Genomic DNA, 19,159 nt, shown 5'->3' with positions numbered 1-19,159 from the left:
GGGAGGATCGATCCTACGCCAGGCGCGGATCGATCTGACTAGTAACGCGCCGTTGCCTGAACCACAACACCGATGATTCGACACTCATCGGTCAGTAGGGCTTTCGGCCAGGTCGGATTGAGCGGCACCAGGTAACGCTGGCCGCCCTCTTCGTCGAGTTTGCGAAAAATCGCCTCAGCGCTGTCGGGCCACTGGGCGATCACCAATTTGCCGGGCACCGCTTCGGCCGACGGGTCGACCAGAATCAGCATGCCTTCGGCGATGCTCTGGCCACTGGGAGCGGTCATCGAATCGCCCGTCACCGTCAGCCAGAACGCCGGGCCTCGCGCGTGGTAATCCGTCAGTTCGAAACGCTGCTTGCCTGATGCCTTCGTGTAGGACGCCGGATCGCTTTCGCGAACCTCGCAGGTCGTTTGCCAATCGCTGACCGGGTAACGGAAGTACGGGTTGTACTTCTGCGCCAGCGGCATGTCGTCGTCAGGTGTTATTTGCGGTTCCCGGATCACCAACACCACTTCAAGGAAATCCATGCCCAGCGCCTGCAGCACGCGGTTCATTTCAGTGATGCCGGGTTCGCGACGCTTGTTCAGCCAATGGCCGATCCCGCCCTGGGACATGCCGACGCGCTCTCCGAGCTCTGTTTGAGTGATTTTGAGCTCACTCATCTTGGCCTTGACCAACTCAATCCATTTATCCATGTGCAGCACCTTACGTCGACGCCTTCGGCCAGCAAAACACATATTGTAGTATTTAAATTCTGGTCACAACTACACAGAGTACTATTCTGAAAGCACGGATTTTCAATCGCCCAAGGAGTGCTTCTTCATCATGAATATCAGCAGCAAAGACTTGCCCGACCTGCAAATGGACACCAACTTCACCTCTCCCCAGGGCAATGCGGCAGCGCAGCGAGCTCTGGACTATTACTTGAAACCAGCTGTGTCAGAACCGGAGGTCGACGAGCGTTTTTTCGATGTCAGGCGCCATCTCAGTGGCGAAGAAGCTCTGGTGCACGCCTCGGACCTGCTGCGCTGTGCGGCAGCCACTGCGTTCAAGGCAGCCGAAAACCTGCAAGGCGCGAGTCGCGATCTGGCATTTTCAGTGGTGCACATGGTGGATATGGCGCGGGCGATGGTTGACCATTCGCTCGATGGCAATGAAGCCTGAGAGGAACGCGAGCGCGGGCGGGCGGGCGGGAAAGAATTTCCCCATCGCGCAGATAAAAACATTTGACTTGCAAATGATAATGATTATTATTGCATGCAGCTGGTCGCGAGATCAGTCGATGGACCAGAGACCTTAGGTCGGTCTTCTGGACTATCTCCTCATCAGGCTAATCACGGTTTTTGACCCGGCTTTTTGCCGGGTCTTTTTTTGCCCGTTTTTCGGGCTTGTGTCTTCAGGCTAATGAAGTCTTTAAGTGCTGCAAATTCGATGGCGCGGATAATATCAAAAGAATATCGCTTGGCAAGCCGGGCCCCGCCACATTGGGGCAAACTAATGACAATTAGCACTTGAGAATCAATCGCACAGTCTCTAAGCTGCTTGCGCGTCATGGAGGACGCCCCCCGCCACACCCCGCAATTCCCCTCGGTTTCAGCCCTGCCTGCGTGTAAAGTAACGGCCATAAAAATCATATTCAGGAATCGATTATGACCGTGGCCAAATCTTCGTTCGACATCAGCGCCAACTTCGACAGCGGCAACATCCAAGTCATCGACATCAGCAACCCGCTCAATCCGGTCCTGGCCATTCGCCCGGACACCCGCAGCGCCCATTTTCAGTGGTTCCACTTCAAGGCCAGCGGTCTGCATGTTCATCAGGAGCACTGGTTTCGCCTGGTCAACGCGAGTCAATCTTCCTATAACAAAGCCTGGACTGGCTATCAGGCGGTCGCCTCCTACGACCACGTCAACTGGTTCCGCATTCCAACCAGCTTTGAAGGTGACAGCCTGCGCTTTTGCCTCGAAGCCGAGCAAACCCACGCCTGGTTCGCCTACTTCGAACCCTATAGCCGTGGCCGTCACGACTGGCTGATCGACCAGGCCCTGAGCAAGGCCGGCACCGAATTGCTGGCGACCGGCAAGAGTATCGAAGGTCGCGATATTCAGTTGCTGCGTAAAGGCAGCGGCGCCGAAGGCCAGCGCAAAGTCTGGATCATTGCTCAACAGCATCCGGGCGAACACATGGCCGAATGGTTTATGGAAGGCGTGATCGAACGCTTGGAAAGACACGACGATCCTGTGCTGAACAAACTGCTGGCAAGCGCTGATTTGTACCTGGTGCCGAACATGAATCCCGACGGTGCGTTCCATGGACACTTGCGCACCAACGCGATGGGCCAGGACTTGAATCGCGCCTGGCAGAACGCCAGTCAGGACATCAGCCCCGAGGTACTTTTCGTACAACAGCAGATGGAAAAGTATGGCGTCGATCTGTTCCTCGACGTACATGGTGACGAAGAAATCCCCCACGTGTTCACCGCCGGTTGCGAAGGCAATCCGGGTTACACGCCGCGTATCGAAAAGCTCGAAGAGCATTTCCGCAGCCACTTGAAACACACCACCAAAGACTTCCAGACCAAGCACGGCTACACCCGCGACGAACCGGGCCAGGCCAACATGACCCTGGCGTGCAACAGCGTCGGGCAGAAATACGACTGCCTGTCGTTGACTCTGGAGATGCCGTTCAAGGATCACGACGACCATCCCGACAAAGTAACCGGGTGGTCGGGCAAGCGCTCAAAACAGTTGGGCAAAGATGTGCTGACGACCATCGCTGACATGGTCGATACCCTGCGCTGATAACCTCCTCCGTCCCTGAAAAGATCGCAGCTTGTCTGCGATCTTTTGCTTTCTGCCATTCGTACTTTCGCGCAAACAGGTTGCAAAATAAAACCTGAATCAATACCGTGATCGAGGTTTTATTTTGAAACCTAAAAGGATGCGGGATATGAAACCTCTCAAAAGCAGCGCCGTTTTGCTTTTCTCTGTGGCCTGCGGTCTGGCCGTAGGCAATGTGTATTACGCACAGCCATTGCTGGACGCCATGGCCGAGGCGTTTGCGATGTCGCCGGCGACCATCGGCATCGTCATCACCCTGACGCAAATCGGTTACGGCATCGGTTTGGTGCTACTGGTGCCCCTCGGCGACCTGCTCAACCGACGCAAATTGATCGTCACTCAAACCCTGCTGTCCGCAGCGGCGCTATTGATGATTGCACTAGCGTCCAGCAGTTTCTGGCTGCTGCTTGGCATGACATTGACGGGGCTGCTCGCGGTGGTGACGCAGGTGTTGGTGGCTTACGCCGCCACACTGGCGATCCCTACACAACGCGGGCGCGTGGTCGGTGTGGTCACCAGCGGTATCGTCGTCGGCATCTTGCTGGCACGCACGGTCGCCGGCGGCATGGCCGATCTGGCCGGATGGCGAGCGATCTACTTTCTATCAGCCGGGCTGAGCCTGGTGATGGCGTTGCTGCTGTTTCGAGTTCTACCCAAGCATGAATCGCCACAACCGGCGACTGGCTACATTGCACTGATCGCCTCGGTTTTCAGTTTGTTCAAAGAAGAACCAGTGCTGCGCCATCGCGCAATCCTTGCCCTGCTGACCTTCGCCAGCGCGATGGTGCTGTGGACGCCGATGGTGTTGCCGCTGGCCGCGCCGCCACTGTCCTTGTCGCACAGTGAAATCGGACTGTTCGGGCTGGCCGGTGCCGCCGGTGCGCTGGCCGCCGCACGGGCCGGGCATCTGGCGGATCGCGGTCTCGGGCAATGGGTCAGCGGTCTTTCGCTGTTGCTGATGCTCGCCTCGTGGCTGCCGATCGCCCTCACTCAATCCTCGCTGTGGGCCTTGCTGCTCGGCGTGATAACCCTCGATCTGGGTTTGCAAGCCGTGCACGTCACCAGCCAGAGCATGATCTACAGCGTGCGTCCCGAAGCGCAAAGCCGTCTCACCGCCGGTTACATGCTGTTCTACTCGATCGGCAGCGCACTCGGCTCCATCGGCTCGACCGCGATTTACGCGTGGGCCGGCTGGATCGGCGTGTGTCTGCTCGGCGCCAGCATCAACGCAGTGGCGCTGGCGTACTGGTGGCTGACCCTGAAAAGCGGCGCACCGGCTCGATGCGCCACGCAAACGGGTTAGCCGCGATCGCGACCGCGCAACATGCTGTCGAGCACCTCGTCGCGGCGAATCCAGCCATGAAACAGCGCCGCCGCCAGATGCAACAGCACCGTCAGGAACAACAGATAGGCCAGATACCCGTGAGCCTTGCGCAGAAACGCGAATAGCTGCGCGTCGGCCGGAACGATCGATGGCAACTGCAACGATGTGCTGAGCATCACCGGTTCACCCGAAGCGCTGATCATCGCCCAGCCCAGCAACGGCAACACCAGCATCAACGCATACAACAGCAGATGCGAAGCCTTGGCCGCCAGCACCTGCCAGCCCGGGAGATCCGCTGGCAACGGTGGCTGGCGCGTGGTCAGCCGCACGAGCAAACGCACAATCACCAGCGCCAGTATCGCGATGCCCAGCGGTTTGTGTAGATGGATCAGCCATTCATGCCGCTCGGAAACCGAGGTGACCATGCCGGCACCGATAAACAGCATGGCAATGATCATCAGTGCCATCAGCCAATGCAGCAGCCGCGCCAACAGGGCGAAATGCGTCGGTTGGGTTCTCATGGACGAGCCTCCTGTTTGGCAGCGGGCAACTGGCTGACTTCGCTGGTGCGACGCAGATAGGAATCGGCGTAACCGGCGGAACGGGCCGCGAGTAACGGGTCGTCGGAGCCTTGAATCCCGGCCGGCAACACCAACGGGTCGTAGTTGATATCACGGCATTCGCCGCTCAGTTGCGGCTGGGTTTTCTCCAGCACCAGCGTGCCGGCGTTCAACACTCTGCGCCCGGCTGGCCAGGTCTTGCTGGCGTCGTTCACCGGATCCTCAGGGTTGGCCAGGGTGATATTCAACTGAAAACGCAGCGGCGCGGACGCCAATCGTTGCACCAGATCCTTCTCGAGAAAATCGCCGCCCTCAGGTGCACTGGCGCCCGCAGCGTCCCTTGCCAACGGCGTCATGCTCCAGCGTACGGCCTGTTTTTTACCGCTGGCGTCGACCAGATAAAACGCATTGACGCTGTTGTAAGTTTCAGTGGCATAACTGGCCGAGGGTTTGGCGGTTTTCACCCAGGTCAGAAACGGCACGGCTTCCGGGTGCGAGGCAAAGAATGCCGGGACCTTGCTCGGATCAGGTTTACCAGTGGCCGGATCCGGCGACTGCGCCTGCTGCAATTGATAAAACGCCTCAGGCGTACCGACCGGGAACACCGGCATGCTGTTCATCCCGGTGCGCCACTGCTGCCCATTGGCCTGGGTGAAACGCAGCGCCAGACTGCGAATCGGCACGCTGCTGTCCGGCGCATAGGGATTGCCCGCGGGCAGCGCAAAGCGCCCGACCACCGGAGTTTGCGGCTCGTTGAACACCTGCGCAGTGGAAAACACCCGCGCCTCACCACTGCTCTCGAAATGCCCGATCACGCACACGCCTTTGGCGTGGTTGCGGCGAAACCCGGGATGCACGCCGTTGTTCTTCTCCAGCACATCGACCAGCGCTTTTGGCGTCAGCCGTTGTGGGTCAAAGCTACCGTGAACGTAGGCAAACGCCCCGGCCACAGCAGCGACTACCACGGCAATGCCGCCCAGACGCAGAATCAGGCTCGCCGCACTCAGTGGCGGGCGCTGCGGCCCGCCGGGCGTTGCCGAATCGGGTGATGAACGATCAACCATGAAAAACTCCAGGGCCATCGGCCACAAGTAGGAAGAATCAGCAAGACGCGCCTCGTCCGGGTTTATTCCACACGACGGTATTTATTTTTCCGAACGTGGAATAACCTCCAACGGCGGGCGTCTCCCTAGTCCACAGCGTAGTGACTAGCAGAATTTCATGAGCGAATTCGACGAACAGTTGAGAGAAATCATTCCCAGATTGCGCCGCTTTGCCGTGTCACTGACACGCAACAGCAGCAGCGCCGACGATCTGGTGCAGGCCAGCCTTGAGCGGGCGCTGTCGAGTTGGGGTGATAAACGCGCCGACGGCGACTTGCGCGCCTGGCTGTTTGCGATCCTCTATCGACAGTTTCTCGACGCCCATCGCCGCTCGCGACGCTATGCGCGCATGCTCGAGTTTTTCACCGGTCGCGACGATGCCGAACCTTCGGTGGAGCGTACCGTCATCGCCCAGTCGACCCTGCAAGCCTTCGACCGTCTGCCCAGCGAACAGCGCGCCCTGCTGCTGATGGTTTCGGTGGAAGGCCTTTCCTATAAAGAGGTCGCCGAGATTCTCGGCGCCCCGATCGGCACCGTGATGTCGCGCCTGTCCCGTGCCCGTCAGGCCTTGCGCCAACTCAGCGACGGCGAAATCAGCAGCCCTTCTTTGCGGATACTCAAATGATCAGCCTGCCTCCCAACGAGCGTGACCTGCACGCCTATGTCGACCACCAGCTCAGCGACGCCGACCGGCGTGTGCTGGAGACCTGGTTGGCCAGTCACCCGGATGAAGCGGCGCAGGTTCGCGCCTGGCAACAGGATGCCCAGCAATTGCGCGCGGCACTAAGCGGCGCGTTGCAGCAACCGGCCAATCCAGCGCTTGATCCGGCGATGATCCGCCAGCGCCGCCAGCGTCAGTCACGTCGTCATCTGGCCAGCGCCGCGGTGTTGCTGATCGCGGTCAGCGTCGGCGGCTTCAGTGGCTGGCAGGTGCGGGAAATGACCCTCGTGCGCTCGACAATGCTGCCGATGACCGACGCCTTGCAGGCTTATCGCTTGATTGCTCAGCAAGGCATGCTGCCAGCGGATTACAAAGTCGACAGCGACGGCGACATGCAACGCTGGCTCGACCGCTATTTCACCCGGGCCAGTCGCTTGCCTGATCTGAAGGCGGCCGGGTATGAACCGGTCAGCGGCCGTCTGCTCAGCACTGACGAAGGTCCGGCGGCGATGGTCATGTATGAAGATGGCAGCGGGCACAAAGTGAGTTTCTATGTGCGCCCGCCGGGACCGAAGAACACCTTTTTGCCACGCGGCAGCCGCAGTGATGGCGACTTGCAGGCCGAATACTGGTCGGGCGGTGGCTACAACTATGCGATGGTCAGCCCGGTTGATACGCCGGCGGCGCAACAGCTCAAGCAATCGCTGCAATTCTGAGAACACCGCTGTTCTATGTAGCTGCTGCACGCTGCGATCTTTTGATCTTGTTCTTAAGGGCAAGATCAAAAGATCGCAGCCTCGTTTCACTCGACAGCTCCTACAAAGGATAGTGTCAGCTCAGAAACCCACGTCGAGCACCACATTGTCCAGATAAGTGCCCGCCGGCGGCGTGGTCTGGTCGGTGTAGATTTTCGCGTTGTAGTTGAAAATCTGGCTGCCCGTGCCCAACCCGTTACCCGGATTGACCTCGGCATCGGTACTCGCCCGCCGTGCCGTGCCGACACTGCCCCAGCGCGTGGTACCGGCGCTTTTGAAAATATCGTAGGCCAGATAATTGCTCCCGGAAATCATCCGTCGCCGCCCGCCGACACTCACCGCGTTCTGCCCGTCGCTCAATCCCACGGTGTAAGCGCTGCCCTTGGTGCAGGCCAGATTGATCGTCTGTCCGGTCACCGGCGTAAAAGCGCTGACCACCGGCGCGCTGCCGAAGGCAATGTTCGGCGCGGTAATCGTGCAGTCGTTGGACACCGTCAGATTCACCGTCAGCGAGGTCGTGCCGTTGGCAATATCGCGCCCGAGGCAGATGGCACCGATGCCGATCCCCGAACAGTAATTCCAGCTCCAGAAAATGCTCAGGGTCTCGGTATACACCCCGGCGGCGACGTTGCTGCCAATGGTTGTACCGAGATAGAGCGGCACGGTTTTCGGCGTCGTACCGTTGAGCAGGCCCAGAGCATCGATGATGCCGTTGCGCGCAAAGTCATAGGCCGTGCCGCGCGTCAGCGGGTAACTGGTGCTGTTGTTGGCGTAGATCGTGTAATTGATGACATCGCCGGTCGGCCCGACCAGCCCGCCTTGAGTCGAAGAAACAGTGCCCCAGAAGTGGTCGTTACTGGTCAGCAGGGACAGCAGCGAGCCGGTGCAACTCAAACCCGCGTTCAGCGTGGAACTGGGCTGTGAAGTCGTGCGCACGGCGATCGAACTGAGCATACCGAACGCCGCCGGCGTGGTGCTGACTACCGAACACGCAGCCTGCACCGCCGCCGGCAACATCAGCGCCAGCAACAGAAGCAAGCGCGCGCGGATCATTGACACACCAGCGGGCCAATCAACGGCACCTGATCCTGATTCAGATCGACACTGAACTGCGCCTGACAGGTTTTGCCGTCGGCCAGCGTCACTTGCAGCGAGTTCTGCGCCTGCAGGTTTTCCAGATAGACCAGCCCGTCCCAGCCAACCACCGTCCGCGCGCCACTTTGCTCGTGCAGCACGCCCGCGCCCAGTGGCAACTCGCGCTGCTGCGCATCGACCAGAACGATGCTCGCGGCAATCACCCGACTCAGCGGAAACTCCAGCAGATAACCGCTGCCTCGGCGCACGGCAATGCGTTGTTCGACGTTGGGGCTGCGCACGTTGGCCGGCAGATTAAGGGGATCGATTTCATACTTGCCGCGGTAATAAGCGCTGCTCCACGGCACCAGCAAATGCCCGTTCTTGTCGGTCTGGCCGACCTGCTGGTTTTCGTAGCGCACCGGAATGTCGGCAAAGCCATCGGTGCTGACTACCACAAAGGCGTCGTCGATGCGGTTGGCAGCAAACACCTGACGGTCCATCCACACCAGCGAACCACTGGCATCGGCCCAACGGGTTTCGGCGTCGGAAGTGCCGTAGACACCGGCCTGCAACTGGACGGATTGCAGACGCCAGGTGACGTCAGCCTGACGATAATCAGCGCCGTCACCCTTGGCGTAACCCAGATTGAAACCCACGCCGCCCTCAGTCGGCACCGCGCGGCTGTAGTTGACCCGCTGCTGGCTCTGCCCGGTTTTACTGCGATCACTGCTGATCGCCAGACTGCCGCGCAAGTCGAACGGAATCACCAGTTGCGCCTGCACGGCCCAGTTGCTGTCGCCGATCTCGCGGTTGGCCGAGAGGTAGAAACTGCTGTTGCGCCACAGCGGTTTGCTCCAGCTCAGGTTGAGCAGCCGCGTGCGCGAATCGTCCGCCGCGCGCACATCGAAATAGCCCGCGCCGAGGCTGCCCCAGCGATCGAGATTGAGGCTCAGGGTCGCCTGTTCGCTGCGCCGGCTCAGGCTGATGTACGGGCTGTCGACCACGCTCAGGTCGGCGTATTGATCGTGGCGTTGCAAGCGTTGGTAGGAAAAGCTGAAACGCTGGTTACTGTACTGATAACCCAGGCTGACCTGATGACCGCCCTCGCCGTCGAAACGGCTTTGGCTCAACGCACTGTTGAGCACGCCAAAATTGCCCAGTTGCAGGTTGCCACCGAGCCCGCCCAGTGTCAGCGAATCGGCCGCTTCGGCATGGCTTTCCAGGGTGAAACTGTCGCTGAAGCCATAGCGCAGGCTGCCGGAGGTGACTCCCGGGCCGTAGTTGAAATCCTTCAAACCATAGTCGCGGCGCAGCGTACCGGCGGCCACGGAAAAATCGCTCAAGCCTTTTTGCAGCAAAGTGCTGGTGACATAGAACGGCACCGTGGTCGAGACCTGCCGACCGAGCGCATCAGTGGTCACTACGACGGCTTCGCCCGCACCGTTGATGAACGGAATATTGGTCAGCGTGTACGGTCCGGGCTGCAAATCTGCGCTGCTGGACTTGTAGCCATTGATGAACAGATCCACCGAGGACGGCACCGCCGCTTCACCGGCAAATTGCGGTAATGGATAGGTCACCAGATCCGGGCGTACGGCAAAGTCCCGAGAAAACTGCACGCCGCCCAGACGCACCGAACTGCTCCACGGCAAAGCACCGCTGATGACGTCACCGGCCTCGTAGGTGAGCATTCGCTCGTCGTCGGAGTAACGCCAGGTGGTGTCGTATCGCAAGTAGCCGTTGTCCAGCGTGTTGAGTGAATCACTGGACAAGGTTTGCCGGTATTGCCCGGTGTTGGACAGCGTGCCCCAACTGTCGAACAGCCGCACTTCGTTCCACGCCGCCAGATAAGTGCCGGCATCGTCGGTGTCATTGAGGTACAGGTCATAGTTGAACAGCGCGCCGAAACTGCTCAGCGCCGGGGTGCGCGGGTAAGCCTGACGATTGCCGATGAATTGTTCCGGCAGCCAGTCCGGCGGCACGTCCAGCAGCAAGCGTTGACCAACACTGTCGTAGTCACTGTGCAGCCCCGCCAGACTGTCGAGATCGACCTCGGCGCCGAGGCTGTCAGGCAGTTTCATGCCGGTTTCGCGCAACGCCGTCGCTGGCAAAAACAAGCGCCCGTCGCGCTGCTGCACCGCCACTACGCGCCCGGTATTCATCTGGTTGACCACCAATTCCAGAAACAACTGTGCATCACTCACGGCCTCCATGCCGCTGGGTGGCGGCGGCAGATCACCGGCCCCGGATGGTTGAATGAACATCAGGCAACACGCGCCGGTGATGAGCCACAACGGACGCTGAATACGGCGAACCCGTCCTGGGTTCATACGCGTTTTACGTCCGTCAATGGACTGAATCCTCCTGATACCGCTTGCGTCGACGCCAGATGCCCGCGCTACGACTCACTCACTTGGCGGGCGTGATGCTCTGCACCTGTGCCGCGCCATTTACTCGTACCTGCAACGCCGAATCACCGGCCAACGGCCCCGGTGCCGGCCAGCGCATCACCGCGCCGGGCAGCACATAACCCAACAACCCTTCGGCCAATGGCTTGCTCTGCCCGGCCTGCTTGATCGCCACGTCGGTCAACCGCGCATGCACCGCGCCCTGATTGCGCACTTCGATATAAGGCTTGCCATCCACTGCCACCGTGCGCCAGCTCAACTGCGGCAGGCCAACGCCCTTGGGATCACGCGCACGGCTGCTGTCCTCTTTGCTCCATAACCCGGCGCCATAGGCAAACAGCGGCACCGAATAACGCATCTGGAAGCGGATCGCTGCGGCGGTTTTGCCGCCGTCAGCGGTCGCGGGTTGTGCGGAAGGAATTTCGTCGATGATGATCCGGTAGGCCAGTTCCTGGCCCGGCGGTACGTCCTTGGTGCGGGTCAGACGCACCAGTTGTTTCTGTCCCGGTTCGATTTTCGCCACCGGTGGGCTGCCGATCACGTCGCGCTGGTTCTGGTATTGCTCGGCGAAACCACTCTGGCTCCAGCCGAACACGCGGATCTGCAGATTGGCGGTTTCGCTGCCGCGGTTTTCCAGCCACAGCGCACTGGCCTGTTGATCAGCCTCCAGCACCGGATCGATCGGCCAGATCAGCACCGAACTCGCCGCGTGTGCCTGGCTTGCCCCAAGCATGACCATCGTCCACATCACACAGCGCACGAAAGAATGCCGTGACGTCACTGCCCCCATAAAACTGCTCCTTGTCGGCCATTCAACTTCGCCTTACCACGACAGTTGCACCTGCAACACGTCGCTGTACGTCCCCCCAGGCTGATTGCCCGGCAATTGCACCTGACCGTAAATCGGCAGGCTGATGTTGTTCGCGTCGCTGTAAGCCACCGCCACACTCTGGCCAATGCCCAGGCTCTGGCTGTACGCCGCATCGCGAAACAGTGCATACGCCACCCGCGCGCTGCCGCTGTTGACCTGCATGTGCCGGCCGCTGCTGTTGTACTGGCCGCCATCGACGCTCATGTTCAGCGTCACCCCCGGCGTGCATTGCAATTGCACCCCACCGGTCAGCGCGACCTGGACGGTGCCGGTGGCCAATGCCGAACGCGAACCGAAATTCAGCCCGCCATAGTTCGACACCCCGCCCACCACCAGACACCCGGCAGTGACCGTGGCGCTGACCTGAAAGCTCTGGCTCGTCGCTGCGGTCAGCGGCAGCGGCGCACTGCCGGCACAGAGCAGGAGCAGCGCGGCACAGCCATGACGGCGCATGGCATCAGAACGTCAGTTCAACAGCGACGGTGTCGGTGTAAGTCCCCGCCGGCAAACCGGCCTTGCCCACCGCCTGACCGTAGATGTTCACCGTCTGCGCAACACCGGTGCTGGCGGCGAGATTGATCGTCCCGTCGATCGCCAGCAGTTGCGAGTGCCCGGCATCGGTGTACAAGTCGTACGGCACGTAATTGGCCACCCCGTCGTACAACGCTCGGGTGCCGCCCGGTGACATGCCGTCATGGGAACCGGCGCGCACCTTGACCGTCGGCGTAGTGCCGCTGGAGCAGAGAATCGACAGCGCCCCGCCACCACCGCCCAACACTTGCCCGGTGGCCGTGGTGAACAGGCTGTTGGCGGTGCCGAAGTTCAACGCACCGAAGTTCAGCCCGGTGGAACCGCCAGCGCCGTTGACCTGACAACTGCTGATCAGAATCAGGCTGGAGGTGATCTGGCCAGTGACCGTGGTGGCGGCGTTGGCACTGGAAACCAGCGCCAGGCCAAGCAACGACAAACCTATCCTTGATGCAAACGTATGCATGGTGTCCGTCCTCTACGGGTTTACCAGTCGAGCGTCACCGTCAGGGTGTCGGTATAGACCCCTGCCGACACCGCGCGGGTATTCGCCACCACCGAGCCGAATACCGGAATGGGTATCTGCGCAGCGCTGGTGACAGCGAAATTGTGTTGCTGGCCGATGCTGTAGCTCCGAGCGCCGGAGGGATCGACAAACAGCTGATAGGGAATGGTCTGGCGGCCGTTGCTCAGGCGCCGGGTGTTGCCGTCACCGTGGGCGCCGCCGTCAATGGTGACGGTGAAGCCGGTGACCGAAGGGTTGCAGGCGACATTGAGTTTGCCGCTGCTGTCGCCATCCAGACTGGCCTTGATCGGCGCGTTCCAGGTGGGTCCCTGAAGGCCAAAATCGAGGGTGCCGAGGGCGCTGACCGGGCTGTCGGGGGTGCTGGTGTTGGTGACTTCGCAGCCTGCAATCAGGATCAGCCGCGCGTTGATCTGCCCACTGACCGCCGCTTGCGCCTCGTCTGCGAGCAATGCCAGCGTACCTGCCGCCACTACCATCCAGTGTTTGCCTGTCATTGCGCCCGTCCCTGCTCCTTCGCGTTGACTTGATCTCCGCGCTCATCATCGAACGCCTTCCTTGCACACCCGCGTCCATCGGCTGCCTTGAAACCACGATCACCAGGTGACCGTCACCTTGACCAGATCCGAATATCGGCTGACTCGCGGCACCTCAGCCAATCGCTCGATGCGCGCGTACAGCGGTAATTCCACCGTGCCGCTGTCCGGCACCCGCCCGCTGACCGGCACATCCACCACCAGCGGCACCCGGCGCGCCGCGTCCTGATACAAGCGATACGGAATCGGTTTGCTGCCGACCGAACCGGTCATGTAGCGGACTTCACCGACACCGCCATGCAAACCGCCATCAACACGCATCTGGTACGGCGTGTCGGGGTTGCACTCCAGCCGTGGCAGGCGCTGATTGGTCAACGCGGCAGCCAACGGCCCGGCGGGATCATCGAGGCGTGCGGTGCTGCCAAAGTCGAGCACACCCAGTTGCTCAATGCCGGCGCCACGCTGCTGGCCGATCAACTGGCAGCCGCGTTGCACATCGACGCGCACTTCGACTTGAAGATCTGCCGCATGAACAGGTGCAAAGAGTGCTCCCAGCAGGCCCATGACCACATGTACATTCACTGCGCCGTTCCTTGTCAGTGATCACTTGCGACGTCGTTTCTGTGATTGAGGTTAGCAACGGTCGACGATTCCGCCAGTCGATTGGATCCAGGGATCGCCCGGGATATGTTTCGAAAGGTTGGCAAGTGGTCGGGCCAAGTCGCTAAAAATAGCTGTACGTGCCGTACGATTTTGTCCAATAACCGCCCACTGTCGAATCGTCACGGTGGCTGGCCAGGTCGGCGTCTGGTTACACTACTTCGCCGCGCTCCCGGGAGCCGGTCTTGACGAACACGGAGACCCCCACAGTGCCTGCCCACCTGCCGAAACGATCGCGACTGATCCAGCGCTGGCCGGCGTTGCGCCGTTGGTTGGGCAAGGGTTTGCCGGCCAGCGCCGGGCATGACGCCAGTGCCCAGTCGATCCATGATTACTTCCGGCACAAGGCCAGTGGTCAGGGTTACACCCTTAGTCACAGCCAGCAGCGCGTCATCGATTGCATGGCGCAGCTGGCCAGCCTGTTGTTTGGCGCAAGCGGCCGAACAGCGCCGAGTCTGTATCTGTTCGGCGCCGTAGGGCGCGGCAAGAGCTGGTTGCTCGATGGTTTCTTTCAGGCCTTGCCGATCACCCAGAAGAGGCGTGTGCATTTCCACCAGTTCTTCGCGCAATTGCATCAAGGCATGTTCAACCATCGGGAGCAGGACGATGCCCTCGAAGTGACCCTCGACGAATTGCTGGAGGATTGTCGGGTGCTGTGTTTCGACGAGTTTCATGTGCATGACATCGGCGATGCCATGCTCATCACCCGGCTGTTCAAAGCATTGTTCAAACGGCGGATTCTGCTGCTGGTGACCTCCAACTATGCGCCGGAAGGCCTGCTGCCCAATCCGCTCTATCACGCCCGCTTCAAACCGGTGATCGAGCTGATCAATACGCACATGCAGGTGATGGAAGTCGGCGGGCCGCACGATTACCGCAGTCACACGCGCCACTCTGCGCAGCAGATATTCACTCAGGGGCATTACGTGTGGCCAGCCACGCCAGCGCAACGTGCCACTCTGGAGCTGCCGCCTGCGGATGCTCCGGGCGTTGCACTAACCGTCGGCACCCGGCAGATTCGGGCTCGCTGGTATAAAGAGCGAAGTGTCGGTTTTACCTTCAACGATCTGTGTGAACAGCCAACGGCGGTCATGGATTATCTGGAGCTGTGCCGACGTTTCGACCGCTGGATCATTGACGATCTACCGGAACTGGCGGAGTGCTCAATCGCCGCGCAACAACGCTTCATCAACCTGATCGACGTGCTGTACGACCAGGACAAGCACCTGACGTTGATTGGTCGCCTGCCCTTGCGCGAAAGCCTCGACGGCCACGCCATTGACCTGGCACGTACGCGCAGCCGATTGGGGCAGTTGCAAGAGATGCACAACGACGACTGACCACACTGCCCCTGTGGGAGCGAGCTTGCTCGCGAAAGCGCCCTATCAGTCAAAACATCAGCTTCTGACACTCCGCCTTCGCGAGCAGGCTCGCTCCCACCAAGGGCAACTGAAGTTTCGCCGCCTATACAATTCAATCCCGGGCTTTGCCGTTATCATGTCGCCCATTCCCAGCGCCCCAGCGGCGCGCCCCTGATCAATAGCGAACACCCAACATGCACACCCTTGCTCAATTGCGCGCCGGCGAGTTGTCGGGCATCACGCGGCTGGATCTGTCCTGTGGACTGACCGAGTTCCCGGTCGAGATTTTCCAGCTGGCCGATACTCTGGAAATCCTCAACCTCAGCGGCAATGCCCTGAGTAGCCTACCGGATGACTTGCACCGTCTGACACGCCTGCGCGTGCTGTTCTGCTCCGACAACCCGTTCACCGAACTGCCGGCCTGCCTCGGCCAGTGCGCTGCCCTGACGATGATCGGCTTCAAGGCCAACCGCATCGTCAACGTACCCGGCAGCGCTCTGCCACCCGCGTTGCGCTGGCTGATCCTGACCGACAACTGCATCGAAAGCCTGCCGAGCGAACTCGGTGAGCGCCCGGCCCTGCAAAAGCTCATGCTCTCCGGCAATCGTCTGCAAGCGCTGCCGCCTTCACTGAGCAACTGCCATCGACTTGAGTTGCTGCGCATTTCCGCCAACCGCCTGACCGAACTGCCGCAGTGGCTGCTCGCGCTGCCGAGCCTGACCTGGCTGGCCTACGCCGGTAACCCGCTGGAAACCGAGGCAGACGCCGCCGCGCTGGAGGCGACGCCGCAAATCCTTTGGTCGGCACTGCGTCTGGAACAGCGGTTGGGTGAAGGTGCCTCGGGAGTGATTTCCCGGGCGAGCTGGCAACGCGACGATGGCTCAGTGACGTCGGTTGCGGTGAAGTTGTACAAAGGTGAAATGACCAGCGATGGCTCGCCGCTGCACGAAATGAATGCCTGTATCACCGCCGGCCTGCATCCCAATCTGATCCGCATCGAGGGGCGCATCAGTGGCCATCCCGACGGCCAGCAAGGCTTGGTGATGCAACTGATCGATCCGTCCTTCCATAACCTCGCCGACCTGCCAAGCCTGGCGTCCTGCTCGCGCGATGTGTACGCCGATGATTGCCGATTCGGCGCCGAGGTTGCGCTGAACATTGCCAAAGGCATCGCTTCGGCAGCGGAGCATCTGCATCAGCAAGGCATCACCCACGGTGATCTCTACGGGCACAACATCCTGTTGAACGAGCGCGGCGATTGCCTGCTTGGGGATTTTGGCGGGGCTTCGTTCCATGCGATTGCCGACACGGCGCAAACGCGCGCGCTGCAACGTATCGAAGTACGTGCGTTCGGGATTCTGCTGGGTGAGTTGCTGGCGCGCATCGACTCGGGGTTGAGTGATGAACTGCGTGCGGTGCTTGAAGAGCTGGAGCGGCGTTGCTGCCAGGCGGAGGTGCTGGCGCGGCCGGGATTCGGAGAGGTCATGAAGCAACTTGAAGATCTGTGACCGCTGCGCGGTCAATCGCTAGCAGGCTAGCTCCCACACTGGATCTGTGGCGTTCACAAATCCCCTGTGGGATCTAGCCTGCTAGCAATGAGGCCATCACTGACGCAGCCGATCAGCCCGCCAGGCCGACAAACATGTCCTGCACGTCATCATGGTTGTCGAGGCCTTCGAGGAACGCTTCAACCTCAGCCATTTGCTCGTCGCTCAAACCGCTGACCGGGTTCTTCGGCTGGTAGCCGAGTTTCGCCGACAGCACGGTGAAGCCTTGCTCTGGCAGCGCTTTCTGCACCGCATCCAGATCGGTAGGATCGGTCAGGAACAGCGTTGCGCCGTCTTCGCCCGGCTCGAAATCCTGAGCACCGGCTTCGATGGCGGCCATTTCCGGATCGGCGGCCGGGGTGTCCGGCGAAGCTTCGATCATGCCGACGTGGTTGAAGTCCCAGGCCACGGAGCCGGAAGCCCCCAGTTGGCCTTTACGGAACGCCACGCGGATTTCGGCGACGGTACGGTTGATGTTGTCGGTCACGCACTCGACGATCAGCGGCACCTGGTGCGGGGCGAACCCTTCGTAGGTCACGCGATGGTATTGCACGGTTTCACCCAGCAGACCGGCGCCTTTCTTGATCGCGCGATCCAGGGTTTCTTTTGGCATCGAGGCTTTCTTGGCCTGTTCGACCACCAGACGCAGGTGTGCGTTGGTGGTGGTATCGGCACCGTTGCGGGCAGCGATGGTGATTTCCTTCACCAGTTTGCCGAAGATCTTGCCCTTGGCGTTGGCTGCCGCTTCTTTGTGTTTAACCTTCCACTGTGCGCCCATTACTCACTCTCTTGATCTGTGGCGCCGAGACATCTATTGGCCGACGCGTGGCGCCAAGTTTATACGGCCTAAAGTCGGCAATCGACCAAAAAAACACAATGCAGAATCGACATCTTCACCAGTGCTTGTAGGGGGATTCTGAAAAACACCTTTGACATGACCATTCAGCGCTGTGGTTTCGTACCCTCTCAGGCCCGTATTGCCTGACAGAGCCTGTTCGAATGCTCAATGACAAGGAAAGTCCTTTTACCCTGACCCTGACCGACAGCGGCCTGTGCCTGCCGGTGGTGCGTTTTCATGGCGAGGAAGCACTCAACCAGCCCTACCGTTTCGACATCGAACTGATCGGCCTGGCCCCCGCCGTGGCGCCGGGCACCTTCCTGCATCAACCGGCATTTCTTCGCCTGGACGACCAGCATGGGATTCACGGCGTGATCGACAGTGTCAGTTGCGAACATCGCGGCACGCATCGGATCGGCTATCGACTGACCGTAGTGCCACGTCTGCAAAAGCTCGCCCAGCCGAACAAGCGCCGCGTGTTTGTGCAACGCAGCGTGCCGCAGATTCTCCAGCAATTGCTCAAGGGAAATGCCCTGCCCGTTGATAGCTACCGGATTGAAATGAGCGTCGGGCAATACCCGATCCGGCCGTTTTGCATTCAGTACGAAGAAAGTGATCTGGCGCTGCTGCACAGGCTTTGCGAGGAGGAAGGCATCCACTATCACTTCGAACACCGAATGGACGGCCACGTTGTCGTGTTTGCCGATGACAGCCTGAGCCTGCCACAAGTGCCGGTGCTACTTGCGTTCAAGGCCGGCGAACAAACGCCCTCACCCAGCGTCAGTGCGCTGTACCAGCATCACCACGCAGCCCCCATCGCCACGCTGCATGCCGTGCGTAATCGAGGGCAACAGGCGATCAGCGTCGATGCCGCCAACCACATCACGGTAAATCCCCTGCCGCCAATACCTTCTCTCGAGCAACGTCACCACGAACAACGCAGCCGTCGGCATTTGGAACGGCAACGCTGCCAGCACCGCACGATAAATGGCCGCAGTGATCGGGTCGGTTTGCTCAGTGGCCATCTGCTGCAAGTGTCGGCGCATCCGATCAGCCACTTCAACGAACAATGGCGGCTCACGTCGATCCGCCATCACGGCGAGCATCCGTCGATTCTTGACCCGAACCCTGCCCTGCACCGCTACCACAACGATTTCACTGCCCAGCCCTGGTCAACCGATTTTCGTCCCGCGCTTAGACAAACCCGCCCCGGCATTGCCGGATATCACCTGGCGCAGGTGTTCGGGCCTGCCGGGCAACCGGCACAACTCGATGAGCAGGGTCGAGTCGCCGTCAGGCTGTGGCCTTCGGAACACCCGCAAACACTTGATGACGACGCGATCTGGTTACCCATCGCCATGACGCGAGCCAATGGTCGAATCGCACTGGATGAACTGCCCTGCGCCGGCAGCGAAGTGTGGGTGAGTTTCCTCGACAGCGACCCGGATCGACCGATCCTGTGTCTGGGCAACTCGCGCAACCCCACGCCTCGCGAACCACCGCCTGCACGCGATAGCAGCTTGTTGCTCGACTGGCTGCTCAACAGCGACGCCCGCTGATCCCT

20 protein-coding genes are annotated in these 19,159 nt (G+C 60.5%); 8 read left to right on the top strand and 12 right to left on the bottom strand.

Annotated features, from left to right (window positions below; all coding sequences use genetic code 11):
• Nucleotides 1–38: 38 nt before the first annotated feature.
• The gene (locus ACI514_RS06255) at nucleotides 39–698 is read right to left on the bottom strand and encodes a LexA family protein (protein WP_405123296.1); all 660 of its coding nucleotides are present in this window, start codon (nucleotides 696–698) and stop codon (nucleotides 39–41) included.
• Nucleotides 699–828: 130 nt separating this feature from the next.
• Between ACI514_RS06255 and ACI514_RS06250 the strand changes: the two genes are divergently transcribed.
• Nucleotides 829–1,167: a DUF6124 family protein gene (locus tag ACI514_RS06250; protein WP_160058660.1), complete on the top strand. Its 339-nt coding sequence runs from the start codon at nucleotides 829–831 to the stop codon at nucleotides 1,165–1,167.
• A 170-nt stretch (nucleotides 1,168–1,337) separates the two neighbouring features.
• Here the strand turns inward: ACI514_RS06250 and ACI514_RS06245 are convergent, their stop codons facing one another.
• Nucleotides 1,338–1,556 (bottom strand): hypothetical protein, encoded by a 219-nt coding sequence (locus ACI514_RS06245; protein ID WP_160058661.1) that lies wholly within the window; start codon nucleotides 1,554–1,556, stop codon nucleotides 1,338–1,340.
• 96 nt (nucleotides 1,557–1,652) lie between these two features.
• Between ACI514_RS06245 and ACI514_RS06240 the strand changes: the two genes are divergently transcribed.
• Nucleotides 1,653–2,804: a M14-type cytosolic carboxypeptidase gene (locus ACI514_RS06240; protein WP_160058662.1), complete on the top strand. Its 1,152-nt coding sequence runs from the start codon at nucleotides 1,653–1,655 to the stop codon at nucleotides 2,802–2,804.
• Nucleotides 2,805–2,952: 148 nt separating this feature from the next.
• The gene (locus ACI514_RS06235) at nucleotides 2,953–4,146 is read left to right on the top strand and encodes an MFS transporter (RefSeq protein WP_405123295.1); all 1,194 of its coding nucleotides are present in this window, start codon (nucleotides 2,953–2,955) and stop codon (nucleotides 4,144–4,146) included.
• Here the strand turns inward: ACI514_RS06235 and ACI514_RS06230 are convergent.
• Together ACI514_RS06230 and ACI514_RS06225 are read right to left on the bottom strand one after the other, a co-directional pair.
• Nucleotides 4,143–4,688, bottom strand: coding sequence for a cytochrome b (locus ACI514_RS06230; RefSeq protein ID WP_160058664.1), 546 nt, complete (start codon nucleotides 4,686–4,688; stop codon nucleotides 4,143–4,145). The two genes, ACI514_RS06235 and ACI514_RS06230, sit on opposite strands and share 4 nt — an antisense overlap.
• Entirely contained in the window at nucleotides 4,685–5,791 is a 1,107-nt protein-coding gene (locus tag ACI514_RS06225) for a catalase family peroxidase (RefSeq protein WP_160058665.1), read from the bottom strand. Before ACI514_RS06225 ends, ACI514_RS06230 begins: the two co-directional genes overlap by 4 nt.
• A gap of 157 nt (nucleotides 5,792–5,948) precedes the next feature.
• Between ACI514_RS06225 and ACI514_RS06220 the strand changes: the two genes are divergently transcribed.
• The gene (locus ACI514_RS06220; protein ID WP_038362727.1) at nucleotides 5,949–6,455 is read left to right on the top strand and encodes a sigma-70 family RNA polymerase sigma factor; all 507 of its coding nucleotides are present in this window, start codon (nucleotides 5,949–5,951) and stop codon (nucleotides 6,453–6,455) included.
• Entirely contained in the window at nucleotides 6,452–7,207 is a 756-nt protein-coding gene (locus tag ACI514_RS06215) for an anti-sigma factor (protein WP_160058666.1), read from the top strand. Before ACI514_RS06220 ends, ACI514_RS06215 begins: the two co-directional genes overlap by 4 nt.
• Nucleotides 7,208–7,327: 120 nt before the next feature.
• On the opposite strand, the gene ACI514_RS06210 is transcribed toward ACI514_RS06215, so the two are convergent.
• The 7 genes from ACI514_RS06210 to ACI514_RS06180 all read right to left on the bottom strand — a co-directional run bounded on the left by ACI514_RS06210 (nucleotide 7,328) and on the right by ACI514_RS06180 (nucleotide 13,753).
• Nucleotides 7,328–8,299 (bottom strand): spore coat protein U domain-containing protein, encoded by a 972-nt coding sequence (locus tag ACI514_RS06210; protein WP_405123294.1) that lies wholly within the window; start codon nucleotides 8,297–8,299, stop codon nucleotides 7,328–7,330.
• Nucleotides 8,296–10,653: a fimbria/pilus outer membrane usher protein gene (locus ACI514_RS06205; protein WP_405123293.1), complete on the bottom strand. Its 2,358-nt coding sequence runs from the start codon at nucleotides 10,651–10,653 to the stop codon at nucleotides 8,296–8,298. The genes ACI514_RS06210 and ACI514_RS06205 overlap by 4 nt, the downstream gene beginning before the upstream one ends.
• A gap of 79 nt (nucleotides 10,654–10,732) precedes the next feature.
• A complete protein-coding gene (locus ACI514_RS06200; RefSeq protein ID WP_405123292.1) occupies nucleotides 10,733–11,521 on the bottom strand; it encodes a molecular chaperone in 789 nt (262 codons plus the stop codon).
• Nucleotides 11,522–11,554: 33 nt separating this feature from the next.
• Nucleotides 11,555–12,055 (bottom strand): spore coat U domain-containing protein, encoded by a 501-nt coding sequence (locus ACI514_RS06195; protein WP_016983916.1) that lies wholly within the window; start codon nucleotides 12,053–12,055, stop codon nucleotides 11,555–11,557.
• 4 nt (nucleotides 12,056–12,059) lie between these two features.
• The gene (locus ACI514_RS06190; protein ID WP_405123291.1) at nucleotides 12,060–12,596 is read right to left on the bottom strand and encodes a spore coat U domain-containing protein; all 537 of its coding nucleotides are present in this window, start codon (nucleotides 12,594–12,596) and stop codon (nucleotides 12,060–12,062) included.
• Nucleotides 12,597–12,616: 20 nt separating this feature from the next.
• A complete protein-coding gene (locus tag ACI514_RS06185; RefSeq protein ID WP_160058672.1) occupies nucleotides 12,617–13,150 on the bottom strand; it encodes a spore coat U domain-containing protein in 534 nt (177 codons plus the stop codon).
• 99 nt (nucleotides 13,151–13,249) lie between these two features.
• Nucleotides 13,250–13,753, bottom strand: coding sequence for a spore coat U domain-containing protein (locus ACI514_RS06180; protein WP_405124202.1), 504 nt, complete (start codon nucleotides 13,751–13,753; stop codon nucleotides 13,250–13,252).
• Between the two features lie 305 nt (nucleotides 13,754–14,058).
• Here ACI514_RS06180 and zapE point away from each other — a divergent pair, with 305 nt between their 5' ends.
• The gene (gene zapE, locus ACI514_RS06175; protein ID WP_405123290.1) at nucleotides 14,059–15,189 is read left to right on the top strand and encodes a cell division protein ZapE; all 1,131 of its coding nucleotides are present in this window, start codon (nucleotides 14,059–14,061) and stop codon (nucleotides 15,187–15,189) included.
• A gap of 215 nt (nucleotides 15,190–15,404) precedes the next feature.
• Nucleotides 15,405–16,718: a leucine-rich repeat-containing protein kinase family protein gene (locus ACI514_RS06170; protein WP_405123289.1), complete on the top strand. Its 1,314-nt coding sequence runs from the start codon at nucleotides 15,405–15,407 to the stop codon at nucleotides 16,716–16,718.
• A gap of 112 nt (nucleotides 16,719–16,830) precedes the next feature.
• Here the strand turns inward: ACI514_RS06170 and ACI514_RS06165 are convergent, their stop codons facing one another.
• Nucleotides 16,831–17,535 carry a YebC/PmpR family DNA-binding transcriptional regulator gene (locus ACI514_RS06165; protein WP_160058676.1) on the bottom strand — a complete coding sequence of 235 codons (705 nt, stop codon included), beginning with the start codon at nucleotides 17,533–17,535 and terminating at the stop codon, nucleotides 16,831–16,833.
• 221 nt (nucleotides 17,536–17,756) lie between these two features.
• On the opposite strand from ACI514_RS06165, the gene ACI514_RS06160 reads away from it, so the two are divergent.
• Entirely contained in the window at nucleotides 17,757–19,154 is a 1,398-nt protein-coding gene (locus ACI514_RS06160; RefSeq protein ID WP_160058677.1) for a type VI secretion system Vgr family protein, read from the top strand.
• Nucleotides 19,155–19,159: the final 5 nt, after the last annotated feature.

The sequence above is a fragment of the Pseudomonas sp. M20 genome, assembly GCF_045037865.1.
Classification (GTDB): Bacteria; Pseudomonadota; Gammaproteobacteria; order Pseudomonadales; family Pseudomonadaceae; genus Aquipseudomonas.
The sequence above is the reverse complement of the archived record's forward strand: the minus strand, read 5'-3'. Positions and strand labels throughout refer to the sequence as shown.

Excerpts from the sequence above, each read along its gene's own strand:
- ACI514_RS06255 (WP_405123296.1), bottom strand. The coding sequence starts at position 698 with ATGGATAAATGGATTGAGTTGGTCAAGGCCAAGATGAGTGAGCTCAAA.
- ACI514_RS06250 (WP_160058660.1), top strand. The coding sequence starts at position 829 with ATGAATATCAGCAGCAAAGACTTGCCCGACCTGCAAATGGACACCAAC.
- ACI514_RS06245 (WP_160058661.1), bottom strand. The coding sequence starts at position 1,556 with ATGACGCGCAAGCAGCTTAGAGACTGTGCGATTGATTCTCAAGTGCTA.
- ACI514_RS06240 (WP_160058662.1), top strand. The coding sequence starts at position 1,653 with ATGACCGTGGCCAAATCTTCGTTCGACATCAGCGCCAACTTCGACAGC.
- ACI514_RS06235 (WP_405123295.1), top strand. The coding sequence starts at position 2,953 with ATGAAACCTCTCAAAAGCAGCGCCGTTTTGCTTTTCTCTGTGGCCTGC.
- ACI514_RS06230 (WP_160058664.1), bottom strand. The coding sequence starts at position 4,688 with ATGAGAACCCAACCGACGCATTTCGCCCTGTTGGCGCGGCTGCTGCAT.
- ACI514_RS06225 (WP_160058665.1), bottom strand. The coding sequence starts at position 5,791 with ATGGTTGATCGTTCATCACCCGATTCGGCAACGCCCGGCGGGCCGCAG.
- ACI514_RS06220 (WP_038362727.1), top strand. The coding sequence starts at position 5,949 with ATGAGCGAATTCGACGAACAGTTGAGAGAAATCATTCCCAGATTGCGC.
- ACI514_RS06215 (WP_160058666.1), top strand. The coding sequence starts at position 6,452 with ATGATCAGCCTGCCTCCCAACGAGCGTGACCTGCACGCCTATGTCGAC.
- ACI514_RS06210 (WP_405123294.1), bottom strand. The coding sequence starts at position 8,299 with ATGATCCGCGCGCGCTTGCTTCTGTTGCTGGCGCTGATGTTGCCGGCG.
- ACI514_RS06205 (WP_405123293.1), bottom strand. The coding sequence starts at position 10,653 with ATGAACCCAGGACGGGTTCGCCGTATTCAGCGTCCGTTGTGGCTCATC.
- ACI514_RS06200 (WP_405123292.1), bottom strand. The coding sequence starts at position 11,521 with ATGGGGGCAGTGACGTCACGGCATTCTTTCGTGCGCTGTGTGATGTGG.
- ACI514_RS06195 (WP_016983916.1), bottom strand. The coding sequence starts at position 12,055 with ATGCGCCGTCATGGCTGTGCCGCGCTGCTCCTGCTCTGTGCCGGCAGT.
- ACI514_RS06190 (WP_405123291.1), bottom strand. The coding sequence starts at position 12,596 with ATGCATACGTTTGCATCAAGGATAGGTTTGTCGTTGCTTGGCCTGGCG.
- ACI514_RS06185 (WP_160058672.1), bottom strand. The coding sequence starts at position 13,150 with ATGACAGGCAAACACTGGATGGTAGTGGCGGCAGGTACGCTGGCATTG.
- ACI514_RS06180 (WP_405124202.1), bottom strand. The coding sequence starts at position 13,753 with ATGGGCCTGCTGGGAGCACTCTTTGCACCTGTTCATGCGGCAGATCTT.
- ACI514_RS06170 (WP_405123289.1), top strand. The coding sequence starts at position 15,405 with ATGCACACCCTTGCTCAATTGCGCGCCGGCGAGTTGTCGGGCATCACG.
- ACI514_RS06165 (WP_160058676.1), bottom strand. The coding sequence starts at position 17,535 with ATGGGCGCACAGTGGAAGGTTAAACACAAAGAAGCGGCAGCCAACGCC.
- ACI514_RS06160 (WP_160058677.1), top strand. The coding sequence starts at position 17,757 with ATGCTCAATGACAAGGAAAGTCCTTTTACCCTGACCCTGACCGACAGC.